Here is an 18323-nt window from a genome sequence, read left to right as displayed (position 1 = left end):
GTCGATGTTTTGTACCGTAAAGTATAAAGTGAAAAGCTCCATGAAAGTACTTACTACCCTGCTATGGCTGGCGCTGGCTTCCGCTTCGTACGCCCAAATGCTCCGGCAAACCTACCTCAGCGATACGCTCGTGGCCAAAGAGCTACGTACCTTTCTGATCGACTGCTACAAAGCCAATCCTACCTACGGAGAAAAGGGCGTTGTGTACCTAATCTATCATTCCAATAGCAGCGATAGCCTGGTAACGATCCAGCTCTACCAGGCGCTCGACGACCGTTACAAGTACTTTGCCTACCCACCGGCTTCCTATGCGCACTTCCTGGAAAAAGTAATTCTTATCTACCACGGCTTTTATAACTCCTCGGACTGGACCGAAGAGCAAAGAACTTTTCTTCTTGAGGAAATCGGTAGCCGCGTCCAGACGACCCAAAGCCGCGACGCCGGATGGGTTGAAACCTACCGCCGCAACGGAAGCCTGAAAGCCCGCTACCAAAAGGTAATCCCCCCACCGGATGATACTCCGTTTAATCGCTTCATCCAGATCAATACGCGAACGGGGCAGGTCACCGTAAGGCCCCGAACCGACGGAGGCTCCCTTTCAAACCCCTTTGCCTCAACAAGTACCCGGAAACGCCACCGCTAAATTCCATCCTAGTCTTATTCCAAGGTGCCCTACCGCAATGCTAAAACAATTCCTATTAAACATAGAAGGTATTGTGAACTACATTAAAGGGCAGTTATACATACCCCCTGCTTTAGCATTCGCGCTGCAAATGTAAACAAGAATGAATCAAGGCTTCAGGTTAATGGCGTTGGCAAATTCACCTACGTGGATGAGTGGGATTTTGGCCTGGTAAGTACGATTGATGGCTTTGATGACCTCATTGGCGATCACGGCGTGGCCAATGGGACTGGGATAAATGCCATCGGAAGAGAAAAAGTTGCCCCGGGGCGAACCGTCGATTTTGAGGCCGTCGTCGGTTACGTAGATCCCCTGGCGTATTTGGGCGTAGATCGCCGACAGATCGACCAGCGCCAGGTTGCGCTGGGCGGCTACGGCCCGGATCCGTTTGTTATGACCATACTCCCATTCCGGGTCGCTAAGCGTCTCCTCGAAGCTGGTTATGACCGCGCTGTCGGGCAGGGTGGCGGACAGCCCGCGGAAGAGCCGGTCCACGTCCGTCGTGGCCAGAAAATAGGTAGGCCGGGAGGGATCATTATGGTCGGTGGAACGGTACTTTCTGACAAATTCCTGCACCTGCTGATTGCCTTTCTCCAGCGAATACCATTGCATGTAGGCCAAGTCCTGGTAGCGCGGGATGGTGAAAAGTACCCCTTTGGCCCCTTCGTAAAATAGATTATCGATATTAGAGTCTCTAAATATCGCCTGTTGTCCAAGACTAAGTGTGATGCCATAAAAGTCCCACATATTGAAATTGGGAATCCGGAGCATACCCCTGATCCAGTTGTCGAAATAGTCTTCGTAAAGCACAAAGTTGTAGGGGGTATGCTGTTGGGCGTACTCCAGCGGGCTTTGGGTGGCGTTCACTTCCCGGGGTATGATCCGCCACAGGTAGGGCTGAAAGCTGTAGTGCCCATGATCCCAAGACTTGGAAAGAGGAGTCTCGGGCTGCCCACTAGGTACGGCATAATTTCTGACTTCTCCGGCATAAGGGCTAATGGAAGCGGGCGAGCCTGGTGCTTCCGCCGCCAGCTGGTTGGAGACCCTTTGCCAACGGGGAAACTCACCCTGGTGGGTACGAGAAGGTAGCAGGAAGCCCGTTCCGTTGGCTTCGTGTTCGGCAAAGAGAGGGGAGTGAAAATCGGTCAGGCCCAGTTGGTGAGCAACCAGGTTGGGATAAGCCAGTTGTTGCCCCTCGCGGTAGAGCCCACCGTTCATGACTCCGGCGGTGAGTCCACCGCCAAAAGCTACCATGCGTACGGATTGTCCGGCGGGTACCATGGTGCCGTAGTCAGGTATGGAAACCTGGCGACTCAGCCAGGTTTGGGGCCTGAGCGGGGAGGTATAAGTCGTGTAGCCCTCAATGAGCTCGGGGTAATGACTGACCGGATGTAGGCTCGGCAGGTACCTGGGAGTCGGCGGTTCGGTAGTTAATGTGTCCTGTGTGCAGCTGCCAGAAACGATTAAAAGCAGGACAAAGGGGAGAAGTCGGTACCATGTTTTCATGTTACTTTTGGTTTGAGTGGAAACCAATAGAGTATTTGGCCTGATTGCTAAGTCAGGTTTAGCCAAAGATTTTTATTGAACTACTTAACGAAAAATCGGAGACAAGGAAAGTGAGCGGCTCGGAAAGAGTGGCTTAAACAAGAAATAGGCTAGCCGTAGTAGCTAAAAGCCAAGTAAGGGGTGTTTCATACGTGCGCGGGGGTAAGGGTGGATAAATAACTATACGATATGAAGATAAGTAACTTATATTTAACAATAAAACTTTTTTTGTTTTTTTAAAAAGGCGAGACGCGGTACCGCCGGTGACAAAATGCAGTATAATCTGTGCCTTTCTACACTTTACAAGTGGATAACACTCGGCCAGCAAAGAAACTATCCCTTTCTAAGTACCCTTACCCAGCGTTCGCGTTGCAAACGCGAACGAGCGGTAAAGCTGGTAGTAAATCCCTTTGTGACAATAGAAACAATTCGCCGATCAGGGGCTGTGTTTCCACAGATTTCTGTAATTCAAATAGTTGAATAAAACCTGTGAGAGACTATCCAAGGTAGTAAAGTAGGGCCGGATGGCTGCTTTTATTTAAATAATGCGTAGTATTCTGGTAAATACAGCACTGCAAAGCGGGAGGAATAGTTTTTTGTTGGAGCCAGGCATAGTATTTATAAGCACACACCGTATTGGATACACGATACCATATTCTATATTTAAAAAAAACGAAACTATGCCTCTTCTTACTATCCTTGCCGTCGTTCTGGTGGTAGGCGTTCTCCTTTGGTTGATCAACACCTACATACCCATGCAGGCTACCATCAAGCGTATTCTTAACGCCGTGGTGGTCATTATTCTGGTAATTTGGCTGCTTAAAGTATTTGGCTTATGGGACTCTCTGGCTAGTGTGACCGTCTAAACGGCCGCCTTTTCTACTCATGTACCGTAAGGCTTACCTGAACCTCTGTTCGTTGGGTTAAGCCTTACTTTTTTTAAAGTAACACCGCAATTTGTAGTGTCGAATACTACGAATTCCAAACATCGGGCTGTCCGGGCGCAGTTGCTGGACAAAAATCGCTTTGCCGAAGTAAAATGTGATGGAAGTACCCTGACTGAGCTGACGGTTTAGAAACTCACGGGTTCGCGTCTGCGACGCGAACCCGTGAGAAGCGCGTTGTAAAAACGCGAACGAGCAGCCTCACCTATCTTCTTTTTACAGCCAGTAATTTAGCCATGGTAAAGGCCCGAACCCCCAACGCAACCACAAAAGGAATTAAGTAGACATTGAGCCGCTGCGGGAGAACAAACCACAGCAATAAAGTAGCGACCGAAAGTATCCCAAAGACCCTAAAGTAGTTGCTGAGCAAAGGGTAAAATTGTTTTCGTAGTAAGAAAATGGCGGCCAGGGCGTGGAGGGGAAAGGCCCAAAGCAAGTTAAAGTTATTCGCGGCGGCCCGATGGTCCGTGGCGGTCCATAAAAAAAGGAGCAGCACGCCCACCCACCCGGCGATTGAAAACAGGGCCACGTCAAACCATTTGGTCAGCTTTTTCTTTTGCCAATCGGAGTAAGAAAGTACCAGGGTAAATAACAAAAAAAGACCGAAAACCAGCCAGGGGTGAAACCACCGAAACGAAACGGTTTCTGGCGCGGCTTCGTAAATGACTTTCTTTTCTTTGACGAGGGCAACTCCGTTGAGCGTGGCGTGATCAAACCCGGATTCAACGTAGTCGGGCAGGAACATGTATTCAAACGGAGTGATTTTTTTATCCATCGGCAAGCCCAGGCAAATATCAATCCCTAAGTCACCCCAGGGCTGTTGGGCCAGGTAGATGTCCGTAAGGTCCCGCAAGCTATAGCTCGTCGTGACGTAGGTACCATCAAATTTTAGACTGTCCCGAAACAGCACGACAAAGACATCACGTACTTTGGTAGCGCAGTTGTTATAAAAATAATCGTAGCGGTAGGTGGCGTTTTCGGGCTGGGCGTTGTGGTACAGGTAGTCCGCTACTTTCTGTTTTTGTTCCGCCCTAAGGTTTAGTAGCTGCTCGTGCACGTAGCGGTTTTGGGAAATATAAAAATCGCGGAAACGATCATAGGGGTACACGCCCAGGTTGTAAAGCAGGTGCCCGCGGGTGAAGTTTAGGTAAAACGCCGAGTTGAACTGAAAAACGCCGTAATTATACGCCAGATCCACGCCAGCCTCAGGGTCATGTACCCGAATAGCGCTGTGGCCAAAGGCCGAGTACAGCTCGCCCTGGTAGGGGCCGCAGGTGATGACGGAGATTTCTGCCCGGTCGGACAAAGGGATTTGGGCGGAGGTACTTAAGGCCAGCAAAAGAAAAACAGCGACAATCCCCTTTTTCATGAATAGACTCAATGAGGTAGTTTAGCTTCTTCTCCACGAGAAAAGAAGTGGTGCCCAGCAGTAATTGTAAAACGGGATGCTTTCAGAAAACCCTTGCTTAGGCAGCTATAAGCAAAACTTTTTAGCGTCGGCCCCTATTCTTTAAAAGTACCCTTCTGCTCGTAGGTACCTTGGCCCGGCGTTCGCGTTATAAACGCGAACGAACGAATGAAAACGCGAACGAACAATTGCAAAAGCGAACAAGCAAAAGTACCTACTTTTAGCTAACACGCCCTACCGTAACGCCAAAACAAAGCGTTCCGGGGCGATTTTTAGCCCACATAAAAGGCTTCCAGGCACCGTTCCAGGTAGACCGCAGGCTGGGGCCTGGTGCCGACTTGAGCACGGGTACCAACGGGGAAATAACCGGTAGTTTATCGCCTGAATATCTTGTAAACTTCCTTGAATCACCCACGCCGTAATACACGGAATCGACATCGACGTACCCCACGCAGGCTAGACCCACCCAAACGCCCCTTTCCGGAAAATCAATACCGTATGGCTCTACGCTGTAGCGTATGGTTTTGTCTTGATTGGAAATGGTAACCATGAAGGGTTCGGGCACTAAATTTCGTCCCGGCTGACCGTTTTCATCAGCGTACAAATAAAGCGCCAGCCGATACGAAAGCGGTTCAAGTACCTTCTTCATCCTGGTGCGGGGCTGGATGGCATAGGTAAGGCTTAGTATTTGCGCCGATGTATGCTTTTCGTTGGGTATATACGTAACTAACGTAGTGCCTGAATTCACGCTGTATTTGAGCGGGGTACTTCGTGCGGCGTACCCTAATTCGTTTTCTTTAACCCGGTGGCTACGCCTCTTCACAACCACCTCTTCCAGCTTAATGGCTACTTTCTCCAAACGAATAGTATCGTGCTGGCGAAATTCCTGGACGGACCACGTTTTTGCTTGGTAGCCAATACACGTAATATACACGCTATCCGTTTCGCTTCGGAGGGCAAGGCAGTAAGAGCCATCCTCAGAAGCATATACGCCATCCGGGGTAGGTACTTTGACGTAAAGTACCGCGTACGGAATGGGTTCGTCAAGTTCATTGACTATTACTCCACAGGGATTCTGAGCCAGCAGCACTGGTGAAAGCCAGGAAAGTACCAGTACCAAAACAATCTTAGCGGACATGCGGATCTACTTGTAAGTGCTTTTACCTACTTGCCAAAGTACCTTAGCCCGGCGTTCGCGTTGCAAACGCATGAGCTCCGGCGTTCGCGTTACAAACGCGAACGAACGGAACGAGCATACAACTACCCCTGCTTCCAGCCTACGTAGAAGTTGCGGTCCACCTCCAGGTTTTTTTCGCCTTTGGTCTTCAAGGTTTGCCAGGAGGTAGTGGGGTAGATAAACTGCGGCTTGCCGCCCTGGAGCGTCACCTTCACGGGTAGGTCGAAGCCATCGACGGCGTTGGTCCAGCGGTAGCGGAGGGTCTTGCCCTCGAAGGCGTACTCCAGCTGCGGGATTTTGATCTCGCGCAGGTACTGGTCAAAGACCTTGCTGAGGTTGCGGCCCGCCTTGTCGCTGATGTACTTGATGATGTCTGAGCCGTCGACGGTCTGGTGGTAGAAGGTTTTGTTGAGTCCGCGCAGGATCTGCCGCCACTTTTCGTCATCGTTCACCACCTGCCGGATGGTGTGCAGCATGTTGCCACCTTTGTAGTACATATCGCCCGAGCCCGCGTGGTTCACGTTATAAAAACCCATGATCCGGGCCTTGTTGGCGATCAGCTTGCGGGTACCTAGTACGTATTCGGTACCGGCCTGCTTGCCAAAGTGGTACTCGGTGTAGAGGTTTTCAGAGTAGTTGGTGAAGCTCTCGTGTACCCACATGTCGGCGATGTCCTTGTAGGTAATGTTGTTGGCAAACCACTCGTGGCCGCTTTCGTGAATAATGATGAAGTCCCACTTCAGGCCCCAGCCCGTGCCCGAGAGGTCCTTGCCCAGGTACCCATTCTTGAAGCCGTTGCCGTAGGTAACCGAGCTCTGGTGCTCCATGCCCAGGTAGGGTACCTGCACCAGCTTGTAGCCGTCTTCGTAGAAAGGATACGGCCCAAACCAGTGCTCGAAGGCCTTCATCATCAGAGGTACCTGCTTAAACTGCTCCTTGGCTTTGTCCTGGTCTTGCGGCAGGGCGTAGTAGCTCAGGGAGAGCTTGCCCTTTTCGCCGTCGTAGATTTCGTTCCAGCTCACGTAGTTGCCCACGTTCATGTTGACGCCGTAGTTGTTGATGGGGTTGCTCACGAACCAGTCAAACGTACGGGTGTTGTCGTTGTTGTCCGTGATTTTGCGCAGCCGTCCGTTCGAGACATCCACCAGCGGCTTCGGTACCGTGATGCTGATGAGCATACTATCCGGCTCGTCGTACATGTGGTCTTTGCAGGGCCACCACACGCTGGCCCCCAGCCCCTGGCAGGAGGTAGCCACGAGCCAGTTGCCGTCCGCGTCTTTTTCCCACTGCACGCCGCCGTCCCAAGGCGGGCGCTTGGCTACCTGCGGCTTACCGGCATAAAATACCTGCACCGACTCCAGCTGGCCGATCTGCTGCTTTTTCTGGAGCGCAATGAAGTAGGCATTGCCCTCGCGGCGGTAGGTGAGCTCCTGCCCGTCCTGCACTACCTTCTCGATGCGCAGCGGCTCCTGCAGGTCAATCTGCATGGACTGGTGGGGCTTAAGTACCTTGTAGTGGACCGTGGTGCTGCCGCTCAGGCTGCTTTCCTCGGGCTTCACCCGGACGGCGAGGTGGTAGTAGGTGAGGTCCCACCAGGCGCGCTCGGGCGTGATGGAGCCCCGGAGCGTATCCTGGCGCGTAAAGGTGGGCTGTTCCTGGGCACTCAGGGTGCTCGCGCCGATCAGCCCTACGAAAAGAAGAAGGTATTTGTACATACAGTAGCTACCAGTAAAATTCTTGATGAGAGAATGAAATTAAAACGATCAGAGCGAATATACAGTATTTCCCTTTCATAGCCGCCCGCCAGCCCGCCCATCTTCTTTTCTCCTCTTTCTCCAAGGTACCTTATCAAATCAACGCGTGCTTTCGTCAAGCGAAATACCGCATCCGTCAAGCGGCTGTTTTCGGTGCCCGTGAGCGGCTATACCTTTGACTCATCAATCAGGGAAACGAATTTTTAAAATCCTGCAAATCAAAATTTTAAACCTTTAATAAAAACAAAAAAATCATGAAAACGAAAATCATCAAAGTCGCTTCTTTAAGTCTTTTGTTCGGGGCTTCGCTGGTAGGTACCAGTTGCAAAAACGACGATATTTTTCCGGAGACCTCGCAGTCCGAAGCCAATAACCACAGCTCGGCCCGGACCATCGACAACCTGGCTGTGGTACAGTTCAACGTCGATAAATTTGCCGAAAACATCGAAACCTACATGAACGGAAAAGTAGCGGGCTACGGCTACACTATCATGCACGAAGGACAGATCTACTACCGCGGCAAAGGCGGCGGCGGCTGGGCCAGACGCGCCGTAGACGGCACCCCCGTAGAACACAGCGCCCAGCAGCGGCAGGACATTGCCAGCTCTACTAAATTCGCCACGGCACTGGCTACGGTGGCCCTGCTAGAAAAATACAAACTGTCGCTGCAAGAGCCGGTGTATCTGTACCTGCCTACCAACTGGAAGCCCAGCGAGAATTTCAAAAAGCTTACGTTTGAACGCCTGCTTTCGCACCGGACCGGCCTGATCAACTACAACGGCGACTGGAACAACATGAAAAAATCGGTAGAAGGCGAGATGAAACTGGATGAGTTTTTGAAAAATACCCGCACTTACAACAACATCAACTACTCACTGCTGGGGGTTATTCTTCCCTACCTCATTGCCAAGAAAGAATTTCCTGCCGACTATGCTGCCCTCAAGAAGCTGGAAGACAAGCCGACCGAAATTTACCCAGCCACCGGAATACGCTTCACCGGGCTGATGCGGAAGTACGTTTTTCAACCCGCCGGAATACAAAACTGGAGCGTGGTAGACTTTGGAGTATGGAATAACAACGGCCCCATGGCCGCTGAACAGGGTTCCAGAGGCTACGCCACCGCCAATGGCAACGAAACCGGCCTCGTAAATGGCGACTACCGCCGCAACGGCGCGCCCGGCGGGCTGTATATTAGCCCCACCGAGTTTGCCCAGATTCAGCGCCGAGCGGCCGAGGGCAAGATTGTTTCTGCTACCAACTACCAGGTCATGAAAGACAAATTACTCGGCTTTGACGGCACATTCAACGGCAGCCGCGGCAAGTACTACTGGAAAAACGGCGGCGCTAACCACCGGGCTACCATGATCTTCGACTTCGGAAAAACGCAGGTAGCGGTCTTTGCCAACTCGTCTACCAGTGAGATTAGCAGCAAGGCGAGTATCCTGATCAACGCCTACGAAAGTGCCTGGATTGCGAAGTAACCCCACCACAAACTCCCCCCACAGCCAAGAAGAGCGGATCGTCCATGATCCGCTCTTCTTGGCTTGTAACTCTACCGGCAAACTACCCGCCAGGCAGCTCACTCCCTAGCGCTGCATGATGCGCTGCAGAAACTCCTCCTTCTTCTTGGGCGAAATCATGACCGTTGCCCCGTCGTTCATCACGGCGTATCCGCCGTCGGTTTTCAGCATCTTTTTCACTTCGTCGATGTTGATCATGTGTGAATTGTGGATGCGAAAAAAACGCCGGGCCGGAAGTAGGTTTTCGTACTCCTTCAGGTTTTTGCTTACCATGATTTTCTTGCCTTCTTTTAGAAAAAAAGTAGTGTAAGCCCCGGCCGCTTCCAGCCGGATAATCTGCTCCAGCGGTACAAATTCCAGCCCTTCCGACGTAGCCAGGGTAATTTTGGTGGGCTCCGTGGCGGGGTTTTTCAGGGTAGCCAGCAGCAATTCCAGCGCCTCATTCACGGGGGCCACCTGCCCAGGGCGCCGTTCCCTTACCTTTGCCACCGCCGCCTGCAGCTCGTCCAGGTCAATGGGCTTAAGCAGGTAGTCGATGGCGCTGTACTTGATGGCCTGGATGGCGTAGTGGTCGTAGGCAGTGGTGAAGATGACCTCGAAGTCGCGGTTCCGGACTTGCTGCAGCAGGTCGAAGCCCGTGCCCGACTGCATTTCGATGTCCAGAAAGACCAGCTCCGGTGCCACGGCCTCAATGAGCGCCACGCCCTCCGGCACCGACTCCGCCGTGCCCACTATTTCCACGCCTTCGCACCACGCGGTTACCACACTTTTCAGGAATTCCCGGCTGTGAAATTCATCTTCGATAATTACGGCTTTCATAGAGCTTGCTTAATAGGGTACAATGGATGAGGTAGGTACTAAGGTATCAAAGCGGAATGAGTACTTCTACGCGCGTGCCCCGCGGGCGGCGCTGCTCGTCGTACAGGTCCAGGGTGACCACACTCACCTGCCCCGTGATGCTATCATTGAGCAGGCGTAGGCGGTTGTTGGTAACGGCGGTGCCCCGCGAAATGTGGCCTGGTACTTTGCCCGCGGCCAGTTGAGCCGAAGCTTCCCGGCCCACGCCGTTGTCTTCAACGACACAGAGCAGCCGCTCGAACTGGTAAAGTACCCATATTTTCAACTCTCCACCCCCGCCCCGGCGGTGCCGCAGCCCGTGCAGGATGGCATTCTCGATGTAGGGCTGGAGGAGCATAGCCGGGATTTCGGTCGTGAAGGCGTCGATCTGCTCATCAATTTCGATCTGGTACGCAAAGGACTCGTTGAACCGCAGCCGCTCCAGGTCCAGGTAGTAGGTCAGGGCCTTCAGCTCGTCGGCAATGGGAATGGTTTCGTTGACGGAGTTTTCCAAAATCTGCCGAATGAGCCGAGCAAACTTGGTAAGGTACCCCAGCGCCTCCTTCGTATCTTTTTGCATCACAAAATGCTGGATCGAGTTGAGCGCGTTAAAGACAAAGTGTGGGTTGATCTGGGCCTTGAGCGCCTGTAGCCGCAGTTCGCGGTTCATGCTTTCGATCTCCGCTTTTTGCTGCTCTATAGCGCCGTATTGCTCATTGAGCTGCTCGTTTTTCTCCGAGATAATCTGGTTCTTTCGCTTGGCCTGCCGCAGCGTTTCCTGGAGCTGCTGCTCGGTACGTAGATTAACGCGCTGTTGGTACAAAAAAGCGGCCACGAAGAGGATAAAACTGACCATCATGCCGGTATTCTGCGCCACCGAGTCGTCGAACTCCGCATCACTGCTAATTTCTTTCAGGCGCGGAATGGCCAGCGTCAGGGGGTCATACAGCAGGAGGGTCGTCATGACCCAACCCAGGCCCAGCCACATTTTACGGCTTTCGGAAGCCTGAAACAGCAATACCGGCATGATCAGGACCGACAGCAGCGCGTACTTCAGCCCTACGGCGGGTGCCTCGCTAGCCCAGCCTGCGCCCAAAATAATGTAGAAAGGAGGTGCCACCACCAGCATGAATCGGCTCAGATCGTAGTGTCCCAGGAAATTGAACAGCAACGGAGAGCTATACATGAGGCCCGCTATCAAATACAACCCAAACAGCAGGGGTACCTGGTAGTAGGTAAAGGAAGACAAAAAGATCACGACCCCGACCGTAAAGGCTAGGCGGTTGCAAAGAACGATTTTCTTCCGAAGCGGAAGCGGCAACCCCTCGTTTATTCCCAAATTGGATAGTTCATCCCAAAAAGTAGTGAATCGCATAGCTGCGGTACGTTAGGAACGGATGGGAAAAAGAAGCTCTACCCGGGTACCTGTGGGCTTTCCGGCCGCATCGTGCAGGTCGAGGGTACTTACCGTGATGTGCTGCTCCGCCTGCTCGTTGAGCAGGGCCAGCCGGTCGCGGACGAGCTGCTGGTGGGGCGTCAGGTCGGAGCCTTTTTTGCGTCCTGCCAGCTGCCGCGCGGCCGCGCGGCCCACGCCGTTATCTTCCACCACTACCTTCACAAAATCGCCTTGTTTTTGGAAGCAAATCTCAATAAGTCCCGCATCGCCAGGGCGGTTGAGTACCCCGTGGTAGAGCGCATTTTCTACGAACGAATGAACCACCAGCGACGGAATCAGGGCCGTAGCCAACGCCTCTTGATCGAGCTCACGAATGGTGTAGCTGAAGGTACCCGAAAAGCGCATTTTTTCCAGCGCCAGGTACTGATCCAGCATACTGGCTTCGTTCGGAATCGAGGTTTCGAGCGCCGACGCGTTGTGCAGCAGCAACCGCATAAATTTGGAAAAAGCCGCAATGTACCCCAGCGCCTGGCGCTTCTCGTCGAGGCTCACAAAGTACTGGATCGCGTTGAGCGAGTTAAAGATAAAATGTGGGTTTACCTGGGCCTGAAGTACCTTCATTTCCAGCCGCTTGTTCATGCGCTCAATCTCTTCGTTTTGCGTCTGGATGAGGCGGCTCCGCTCCACCAGCTGGTCGTTCAGTCGTTTTTTGGTCACGAAGCGCCCGTAAAGTACCCCCGCCACGACCATGAAGGCCATCACGGCCAGGATGGTCAGGTTTCGGTAGCTCTTTTGCTGCTGCACTTCCAGGGCGGCGGCAATGAGCCGCTGGGTCACGATTTCCTTCTCGAGCGAGAGCAGCGTGAGGTCCGTGGCCGTTTGGGCGCTATCGGCAAAAGGCTTGTACATCAAATCCGAAACGCCCGCTCCGAGGTACTTTTGCACCACCTGGTTGGTCAGGCGGCGGCATTCTTCGCTCGTAAAAAAATCCTGTAGCGGCTCTTCCCAGTCGCTTCTTAAGGGGTAGATCGCCGCAAAGCCCGGCCGCGACGCAGGAAGTACCTCCTGCCGTTTTATTTTAATTCCTTTTTGAAGACCAATCAAGTACACGATCAAGGGCATGTAGCCAAAGGCGCGGGGATCGCGCGCAATCTGCTCCATGACCACGTAGTCGTCGCCGGTGCGGTTGATACGCAACCCAGGATAAAACGTAGCCTTCAGCTGCTCCATGTCCTGCTCCATGGTGGTATTGGCCATGGTATAACCCGACAGCCGGGGCAGCAGCTTCACAAACTCGTGCGAAGAAGTAAAGAAAGGCAGGGCGTTGTTGGTAACTACCACGTTGAGGTCAGGCATGTAGGGCGGCGCAAAGTGCACTTCTGTTTTCCGTTCTTCGGTAATGGAGAAATAGGACAGCCCAAATACGCCCTTCGAGCCAGCCTGCTTCACACCCGCGTAGACGTTTTCAAAAGTACCTACATCCACCCACTCCGCCCGCAGCTCGAAGCCGTAGCGCTGGTTGATGAATTGAATAAAGGCCTCCATCAGCTCGTATTCGATGCCCTGCATTTGGCCCGTCTCGGGCTGCCGGTAGGTGAAGGGCTCAAAATTGTACCACAATACCGATACGACGCCCTTTCGCTGCTGGCGTACCTGCTGCCAGCTATCGCCCCGAGGGCCGCTGCCGGGCTTAGCCCAGGCGGCCAGGGTACTTAGGAGGTATATGGCTACAAAAACGAAACGCATGGCGAAGGAATGAATGTCCGCGAGAAGTTCGTCATTGTAGGGCAAAAGCTAGAGTGGCGATTGACGAAAAGGTTCTTTGACTTGATGAACGCAGCCTTTCACTTGACGCCCCCCCTACTTATCAAGTATCTCCATCGAGTTCAGCTCCGGGCCACCGCCGCGGTTGGCCGAGCCCGCCACGATGTACACCTTGCCGTTGAGCACGGCCGCGCCGGTGCCGTGGCGCCCCTGGTGGAGCTGGGGTAGTTTTTCCCAGCGGTTGGTTTTGGTATTGAAGCCCTCTACTTCGCTGTGGGCGGGTACCTGGGTGTCGCTCTCGCCGCCAATGATCAGGATGCGGGAGCCGAAGGCCACGGCCGTGTTGCCCGCCCGCAGGGTTGGTAGGTTTTGGGAGGCGTCGAGGGTCGTCCACTGGTTGGTTTTGAAGTCGTAGACATCTACCTCCGGAATGGTGCGGTTGAGTACCTGATTGATGCGCGCCGTCGAGAGCCGCCCTCCGGCTACGTAGAGCTTGGTACCCTGCACCGCCACCGACACGTGGTCGCGCGGGCGCGGAGCGTCGGAGAGCTGGCGCCAGGTATTGGTTTTGGGGTCGTACTCGTCAAACCACGCCACGTGGCCGTCCCAGTGTCCGTCCTGAATTCCGCACACGAGGTAGATTTTGTCGTTCAGGACAAAGGCTCCCGCCGCGCCGCGCCGCCGCGCTTCGGGGATCTCGGGCCCCTGCCGCCACTCGTTGGTTTCGGGGTTGAAAATATAAATATGGGGGATGGGGGTTTCGTGCGGGTACTTACCGGTAAAAGCCCCCAGCACGTACACTTCGTTTTTGTAGCTGACGGCCTGGAAGTGGTGCATCTCCAGCGGCGCGGCGGCTTTGGCCGTCCAGGAATCTTTCTTGGGGTCATACTCGTCCACGGGGCGTTCGCCGCGGCCGCCCAGCAGGTAGAGCTTGCCTTTGGCGGCAGTCATGGCGTTTTCGTGGCGGGCGGTAGGTAGGTTGAGCGGCTCGGCGGCTTTCCAGCCCTGGGCGTAGAGTACTTCGCCACAAGTGACTATCTTTACCAGTAAACAGCCTACAAGGGCAATTTGAAGAGATTTTTTCATGGGAAACGAGCTTTTAAGAGTTATATATCACCCATACGGCACTACGCCTCCATCTGTTTCACCGGGCTATTGAATCATCAAAGTACGATTTTTTCACCGACCCAACAAAAGTGAATTTGTATTTTAAAACGACTTCAGGTACCCTTGGGCGTTTCTGAATATGGCTTTTTACAAAAAGTACCTTTTGATTTTTTCCTAAACTACCCCTACGGCTTGCTGTACTCCCTACCCGAACATAGCCTGCTGACGCCGCAGACCGCGCTTGCGCCCGAGCCGAAAGGTACTTTCGCCTTGCCTGCCCGAACCTTCGGGGCGCTGAAAGCCTACGCCGTGCAGGCCGAGGCCGCGCCCGTGCTGACGTACTTTGTGCAGCGCGGCCGCGAGTACCTGCGCGTAGGCGCGTGGGTGGGGCTGCTGCAGGTACCCGACGGTACCACCCTGGAGCTGCTGCCCAAGCTCAGCCCAGGTACCTCCGAAGACGACGCGCTGCATGCTTCCCGCCGGGTGCTACTCCGGATGCTCCGGGCCGTGCCTACGCTGCCCTTCCGGGTACTTCCCGAAGCGCAGCTCAGCCAGTGGGCCTCCTGGGCGCTGCCCGAAGTACTGGCGGCGCTTTTTCTGCAGCAGGCCGAGCGCCTACTCCACCAGGGGCTCCAGACCCACTACCAGCCTATAGAGCAAGAACAGGCGTTTGTAAAGGGGAAAATCCAGCTGAACCGCGTGAGCCAAAGTACCCTGCTCCGCCCCGAGCGGCTCCCGCTGCGGTTTGACGAGCGCACCCGCAACAACGCGCCCAACCGCCTGCTCAAAGCCTGCCTGTGGCAACTACGCCAAAGTACCCCCAACGCCCGCCGGGTGCGGCAGTACCTTTTTACCCTGGACGACATCCCGGCTTCGGTAGATTGGGCGCAGGACCTGGCGCTGGCCCGCCGCAACGACCGCCGCTTTGTGGCTTACGCCTGGCTCTGGCCCTGGGTAGAATGGCTGCTGGGCGGCAGGGCACCGGGGCTCGCGCCGGGCACGGCCCGCCTGCCGGGGCTCCTCTTCCCCACGGCCCAGCTCTTTGAGGCCTACGTGTCGCACAGCTTGCGCAGGTACCTGCCCGCTCCGCTTTCGGTGCACAGCCAGGAGGCGCGCTACCACCTGCTACGCACACCGGGGGGTACTTTGCAACACCGGCTCCGCCCCGACGTCGTGATCCGGCACGGCCACGACAGCTGGGTACTTGACATCAAATGGAAGGAAATCACCGCCACCCCCGACCACACCTACGGCGTAGCCCAGCCGGATTTGTACCAGCTCTACGCCTACGGCCGAAGGTACCTGCGCGATGAAGGCCGCGTGAAGCTGGCGCTGCTTTATCCTGGTACGGCCACTTTCTCCGAGGCCAGTTTGCCTTTTCGGTACGAAGAAGACCTGCCGCTGTCGTTTGTGCCGGTGGAGCTTTCGGTGCCCGCGCCGGAGATGGTGGCACGGCTGTGGGAGGCCATCCGGTAAACGACCAGGTACCCCCGCTCAGGTACTTGCCAGGGGTTTTGTGCCCGACACCACGTACATCAGGGCACCGCCCGCGGCGTGGTACTTGCGGGCGTCGATGGAGCGCAGGATGCGCTCGCCCTGCCGGGCGTAGGTTTGGAGGTACTTTTCGTAAAATGCAAACGCCTCCGGCCCCAGGGCTTTGAAATAATCATAATCGCTGAACTCTTCCGTGCTCCACGCGCCGCCACGGCTCCACTGCTCCATGGTGGCTATCTGCTCGTCGGTGGTGTAGGGAGGGTACATGGCAATGGCCTTGTCCGACAGCCGCACGTCGATGTTCTCCACCCCCGCCTTGGCGAGCATCCCCGGCACCAGGTCGCCCACGGAGTTGTCGCCCTGGCCGAGCTTTTTCTTGCCCCGCTCAAACAGCAGCGCGTACTTGACGTGATCCAGGATTTCGTCCACGGGGTCGTTGGCCGAGGCCGAGCTTTTCGTGAGGCTCTGCACCAGGTTGTTGGGCTCCACGCACAGGATAGTCCCGCCGGGCCGAAGTACCCGCAGCATTTCGGCAATGACCTGCTCGGGAAATTCCACGTGGATGAGGAGCGTCTGGCAGGTCACCAGGTCAAAGGTATTGTCGGCGTAGGGCAGGTCGTGGGCGTCGCCCTTGCGCAGGTCAAAGCCGATGTTTCGCTCGCGGAAGTAGCTTTCAATCTCCGCCGACTGCCGCACCCACTTGCGGTCGTAGTCGATGCCCGACACCGTGGTGGGGGTACTTAGGTACTTCACCAGGAGCTTGCTCCAGTGGCACTGGCCGCAGCCCACGTCGAGCAGGTGGTGGTGCTGATCCAATTCCAGCCGCCGGGCCAGCAGGTCCAGGAAGCTTTGGTTCCACCAGTGGTCGCGGTAGTCGCCAAAATAGGCTTCCGAATGCCCTTCTTTGTTTTTCTTAGTATGTTTAAAAGGTACCTTTTTTGATTTCATTTGACAAAGGTACAAAATGTTCGCGTGCCGGTTTGAACGCCAGGTACCTCTCCCGGTAGGAAGCGCGGCCTATTTTCACCCCAGATTCCCGGTGGTGCGTTAGGGTTGGAAACGTATTTTTACCGACCTTGCACAAAAGTACCCTTGATGCGTACTCTATCAACCTTAAGTATTTCTGGTATGAAACAATTTTTCCTGCTGCTGCTCAGCCTAACATCGCTGGCCGCCACGGCCCAAAAGAAAACGGATAAAGAGGAGTGGCAACAACTCTTCAACGGTAAAAACCTGGACGGCTGGGACGTCAAGATCCGCGGGTACGACCTCAACGATAACTTTGGCAATACCTTTCGGGTAGAAAACGGCAACATGGTGGTGCGCTACGACCAGTACGACGACTTCAAGGTACGCTACGGCCATATTTTCTACAAAGAGAATTTCTCCTACTACCGGGTGGCGGTAGAATACCGCTTCGTGGGTGAGCAGCCCAAGGGCGGTGAGGGCTGGGCCGAGCGCAACAACGGCATCATGGTACACGGCCAGCCCGCCGCTACCATGGGCAAAGACCAGGACTTCCCGATCTCGATCGAAGTGCAGCTGCTGGGTGGGCTCGGCAAAGGCGAGCGCACGACCTGCAACCTCTGCACGCCCGGTACGCACGTGGTGCTCAACGGCAAGCTCGACACCCGCCACTGCATCAACTCCACCTCCAAAACCTACCACGGCGACCAGTGGGTCCGGGCCGAAGTACTGGTGCTGGGCGACTCCCTCATCCGGCATTTTGTCAACGGCGAGCAGGTACTGGAGTACCAGCAGCCCCAGATCGGCGGCGGCGTGGTGAGTGGACACAACCCTGCTCTGAAGCAAGACGGGAAGCTACTCTCCGAGGGCTCCATTTCGTTGCAGAGCGAGAGCCACCCCACCGAGTTCCGGAAAATAGAGGTCCTGAACCTGAAAGGCTGCATGGACCCCAAAGCCGAAAACTTCAAGTCGTACTACGTGAAGGCGGACAATTCGCTTTGTACCTACAAAAAGAAAAAATAGAAGTACCTGAGCCAGGTACCTAGCGGGCGGCAAAGAAGTACGTTCGTTTTTCGTCCAGGTCGTCGTAGGTGTACATGGCTACGGCGCGGTTGCGGCAGGCATGCTTAATCAGGATAAAATCGCCCAGGCAGCCGAAAGTATGCACCAGCAGCAGAAACACCCAGAGCGTTTGGAGCGACGGAACCAAAAACAGCAGCCCCACCAGCGAGGCCGTAATGAGCACAAAAGGCATGGCCGCAACGAGGGCGTTTTCGCGCAGGGTCATCACGAAGCGCTGGGCGTAAGCGTACACCATGAGCCCCTTGGCGGAGTAGCCAAAGCCTACTTTGGGCGCGCCCAGCAGCTTGAAAAACAGCGCGTGGATGGCTTCGTGCAGGGGCAGGACGGGGAAAAAGAAAACCACCACGGAGAGGGGAATCTGCCAGAAGGGAGAAAGTACCGCGTCCGCTTTGGCGCTGTCCATGACCATCCCGATCAGCCAGCCGATAAAAGCTCCCACCAGCAGCGAAGCCAGGAAAAGGAGCCAGAATTTGGGAGACTTCACATTAGCCACGGAGCTGGTGGCGGGGGTACTTTTTTTGAGGCCCGCTTCCCGCGCCAGGAACTCGCTCATTTCGTCGATGGTGAAGGATTCAACGAGCTGGTACTGGCCCGACTCGTGCAGGGCCTGGATGGTTGGTTTCATGCTACTGATAAAAGGAGGTAA

General features: G+C 54.8%; 15 protein-coding genes. 5 read left to right on the top strand and 10 right to left on the bottom strand.

The annotated features are described in order from the left end of the window. Window positions 1-40 precede the first annotated feature (40 nt). The gene (locus HNQ92_RS03770; protein WP_184171125.1) at window positions 41-643 is read left to right on the top strand and encodes a hypothetical protein; all 603 of its coding nucleotides are present in this window, start codon (window positions 41-43) and stop codon (window positions 641-643) included. 147 nt (window positions 644-790) lie between these two features. Here HNQ92_RS03770 and HNQ92_RS03765 read toward each other — a convergent pair whose 3' ends face one another. Further along, complete coding sequence (locus HNQ92_RS03765) at window positions 791-2188, bottom strand: SGNH/GDSL hydrolase family protein (protein WP_184171122.1); 1398 nt, start codon at window positions 2186-2188, stop codon at window positions 791-793. 719 nt (window positions 2189-2907) lie between these two features. Here HNQ92_RS03765 and HNQ92_RS03760 point away from each other — a divergent pair. Next, complete coding sequence (locus HNQ92_RS03760; protein WP_184171119.1) at window positions 2908-3093, top strand: Thivi_2564 family membrane protein; 186 nt, start codon at window positions 2908-2910, stop codon at window positions 3091-3093. 283 nt (window positions 3094-3376) lie between these two features. Here HNQ92_RS03760 and HNQ92_RS03755 read toward each other — a convergent pair whose 3' ends face one another. The 3 genes from HNQ92_RS03755 to HNQ92_RS03745 all read right to left on the bottom strand — a co-directional run bounded on the left by HNQ92_RS03755 (window position 3377) and on the right by HNQ92_RS03745 (window position 7471). Continuing rightward, a complete protein-coding gene (locus HNQ92_RS03755; RefSeq protein ID WP_184171116.1) occupies window positions 3377-4540 on the bottom strand; it encodes a lipoprotein N-acyltransferase Lnb domain-containing protein in 1164 nt (387 codons plus the stop codon). A gap of 259 nt (window positions 4541-4799) precedes the next feature. Beyond that, complete coding sequence (locus HNQ92_RS03750; protein WP_184171113.1) at window positions 4800-5717, bottom strand: carboxypeptidase-like regulatory domain-containing protein; 918 nt, start codon at window positions 5715-5717, stop codon at window positions 4800-4802. A 122-nt stretch (window positions 5718-5839) separates the two neighbouring features. Next, complete coding sequence (locus HNQ92_RS03745) at window positions 5840-7471, bottom strand: M1 family metallopeptidase (protein WP_184171110.1); 1632 nt, start codon at window positions 7469-7471, stop codon at window positions 5840-5842. A 293-nt stretch (window positions 7472-7764) separates the two neighbouring features. On the opposite strand from HNQ92_RS03745, the gene HNQ92_RS03740 reads away from it, so the two are divergent. Continuing rightward, window positions 7765-8991, top strand: a complete 1227-nt coding sequence (locus HNQ92_RS03740) for a serine hydrolase domain-containing protein (RefSeq protein WP_184171108.1) — start codon at window positions 7765-7767, stop codon at window positions 8989-8991. Between the two features lie 105 nt (window positions 8992-9096). On the opposite strand, the gene HNQ92_RS03735 is transcribed toward HNQ92_RS03740, so the two are convergent. The 4 genes from HNQ92_RS03735 to HNQ92_RS03720 form a co-directional block, all read right to left on the bottom strand. Beyond that, window positions 9097-9849, bottom strand: a complete 753-nt coding sequence (locus HNQ92_RS03735; protein WP_184171105.1) for a LytR/AlgR family response regulator transcription factor — start codon at window positions 9847-9849, stop codon at window positions 9097-9099. 46 nt (window positions 9850-9895) lie between these two features. Then, the gene (locus tag HNQ92_RS03730) at window positions 9896-11242 is read right to left on the bottom strand and encodes a sensor histidine kinase (RefSeq protein WP_184171102.1); all 1347 of its coding nucleotides are present in this window, start codon (window positions 11240-11242) and stop codon (window positions 9896-9898) included. A 12-nt stretch (window positions 11243-11254) separates the two neighbouring features. Continuing rightward, on the bottom strand, window positions 11255-13009 hold the full coding sequence (locus HNQ92_RS03725) for a histidine kinase (protein WP_184171097.1): 1755 nt from the start codon (window positions 13007-13009) through the stop codon (window positions 11255-11257). Between the two features lie 114 nt (window positions 13010-13123). Further along, complete coding sequence (locus tag HNQ92_RS03720; protein ID WP_184171094.1) at window positions 13124-14113, bottom strand: Kelch repeat-containing protein; 990 nt, start codon at window positions 14111-14113, stop codon at window positions 13124-13126. 144 nt (window positions 14114-14257) lie between these two features. Between HNQ92_RS03720 and HNQ92_RS03715 the strand changes: the two genes are divergently transcribed. Further along, on the top strand, window positions 14258-15610 hold the full coding sequence (locus tag HNQ92_RS03715) for an McrC family protein (protein WP_184171091.1): 1353 nt from the start codon (window positions 14258-14260) through the stop codon (window positions 15608-15610). An 18-nt stretch (window positions 15611-15628) separates the two neighbouring features. On the opposite strand, the gene HNQ92_RS03710 is transcribed toward HNQ92_RS03715, so the two are convergent. After that, window positions 15629-16576, bottom strand: coding sequence for a class I SAM-dependent methyltransferase (locus HNQ92_RS03710; RefSeq protein WP_184171087.1), 948 nt, complete (start codon window positions 16574-16576; stop codon window positions 15629-15631). 180 nt (window positions 16577-16756) lie between these two features. Here HNQ92_RS03710 and HNQ92_RS03705 point away from each other — a divergent pair, with 180 nt between their 5' ends. Further along, window positions 16757-17617: a 3-keto-disaccharide hydrolase gene (locus tag HNQ92_RS03705; protein ID WP_184171083.1), complete on the top strand. Its 861-nt coding sequence runs from the start codon at window positions 16757-16759 to the stop codon at window positions 17615-17617. Window positions 17618-17636: 19 nt separating this feature from the next. Here HNQ92_RS03705 and HNQ92_RS03700 read toward each other — a convergent pair whose 3' ends face one another. Beyond that, the gene (locus tag HNQ92_RS03700; protein ID WP_184171079.1) at window positions 17637-18302 is read right to left on the bottom strand and encodes a DUF3267 domain-containing protein; all 666 of its coding nucleotides are present in this window, start codon (window positions 18300-18302) and stop codon (window positions 17637-17639) included. Between the last annotated feature and the right edge of the window lie 21 nt (window positions 18303-18323).

This window comes from Rhabdobacter roseus, from assembly GCF_014202275.1.
Taxonomy (GTDB): domain Bacteria; phylum Bacteroidota; class Bacteroidia; order Cytophagales; family Spirosomataceae; genus Rhabdobacter; species Rhabdobacter roseus.
The sequence above is the reverse complement of the archived record's forward strand: the minus strand, read 5'-3'. Positions and strand labels throughout refer to the sequence as shown.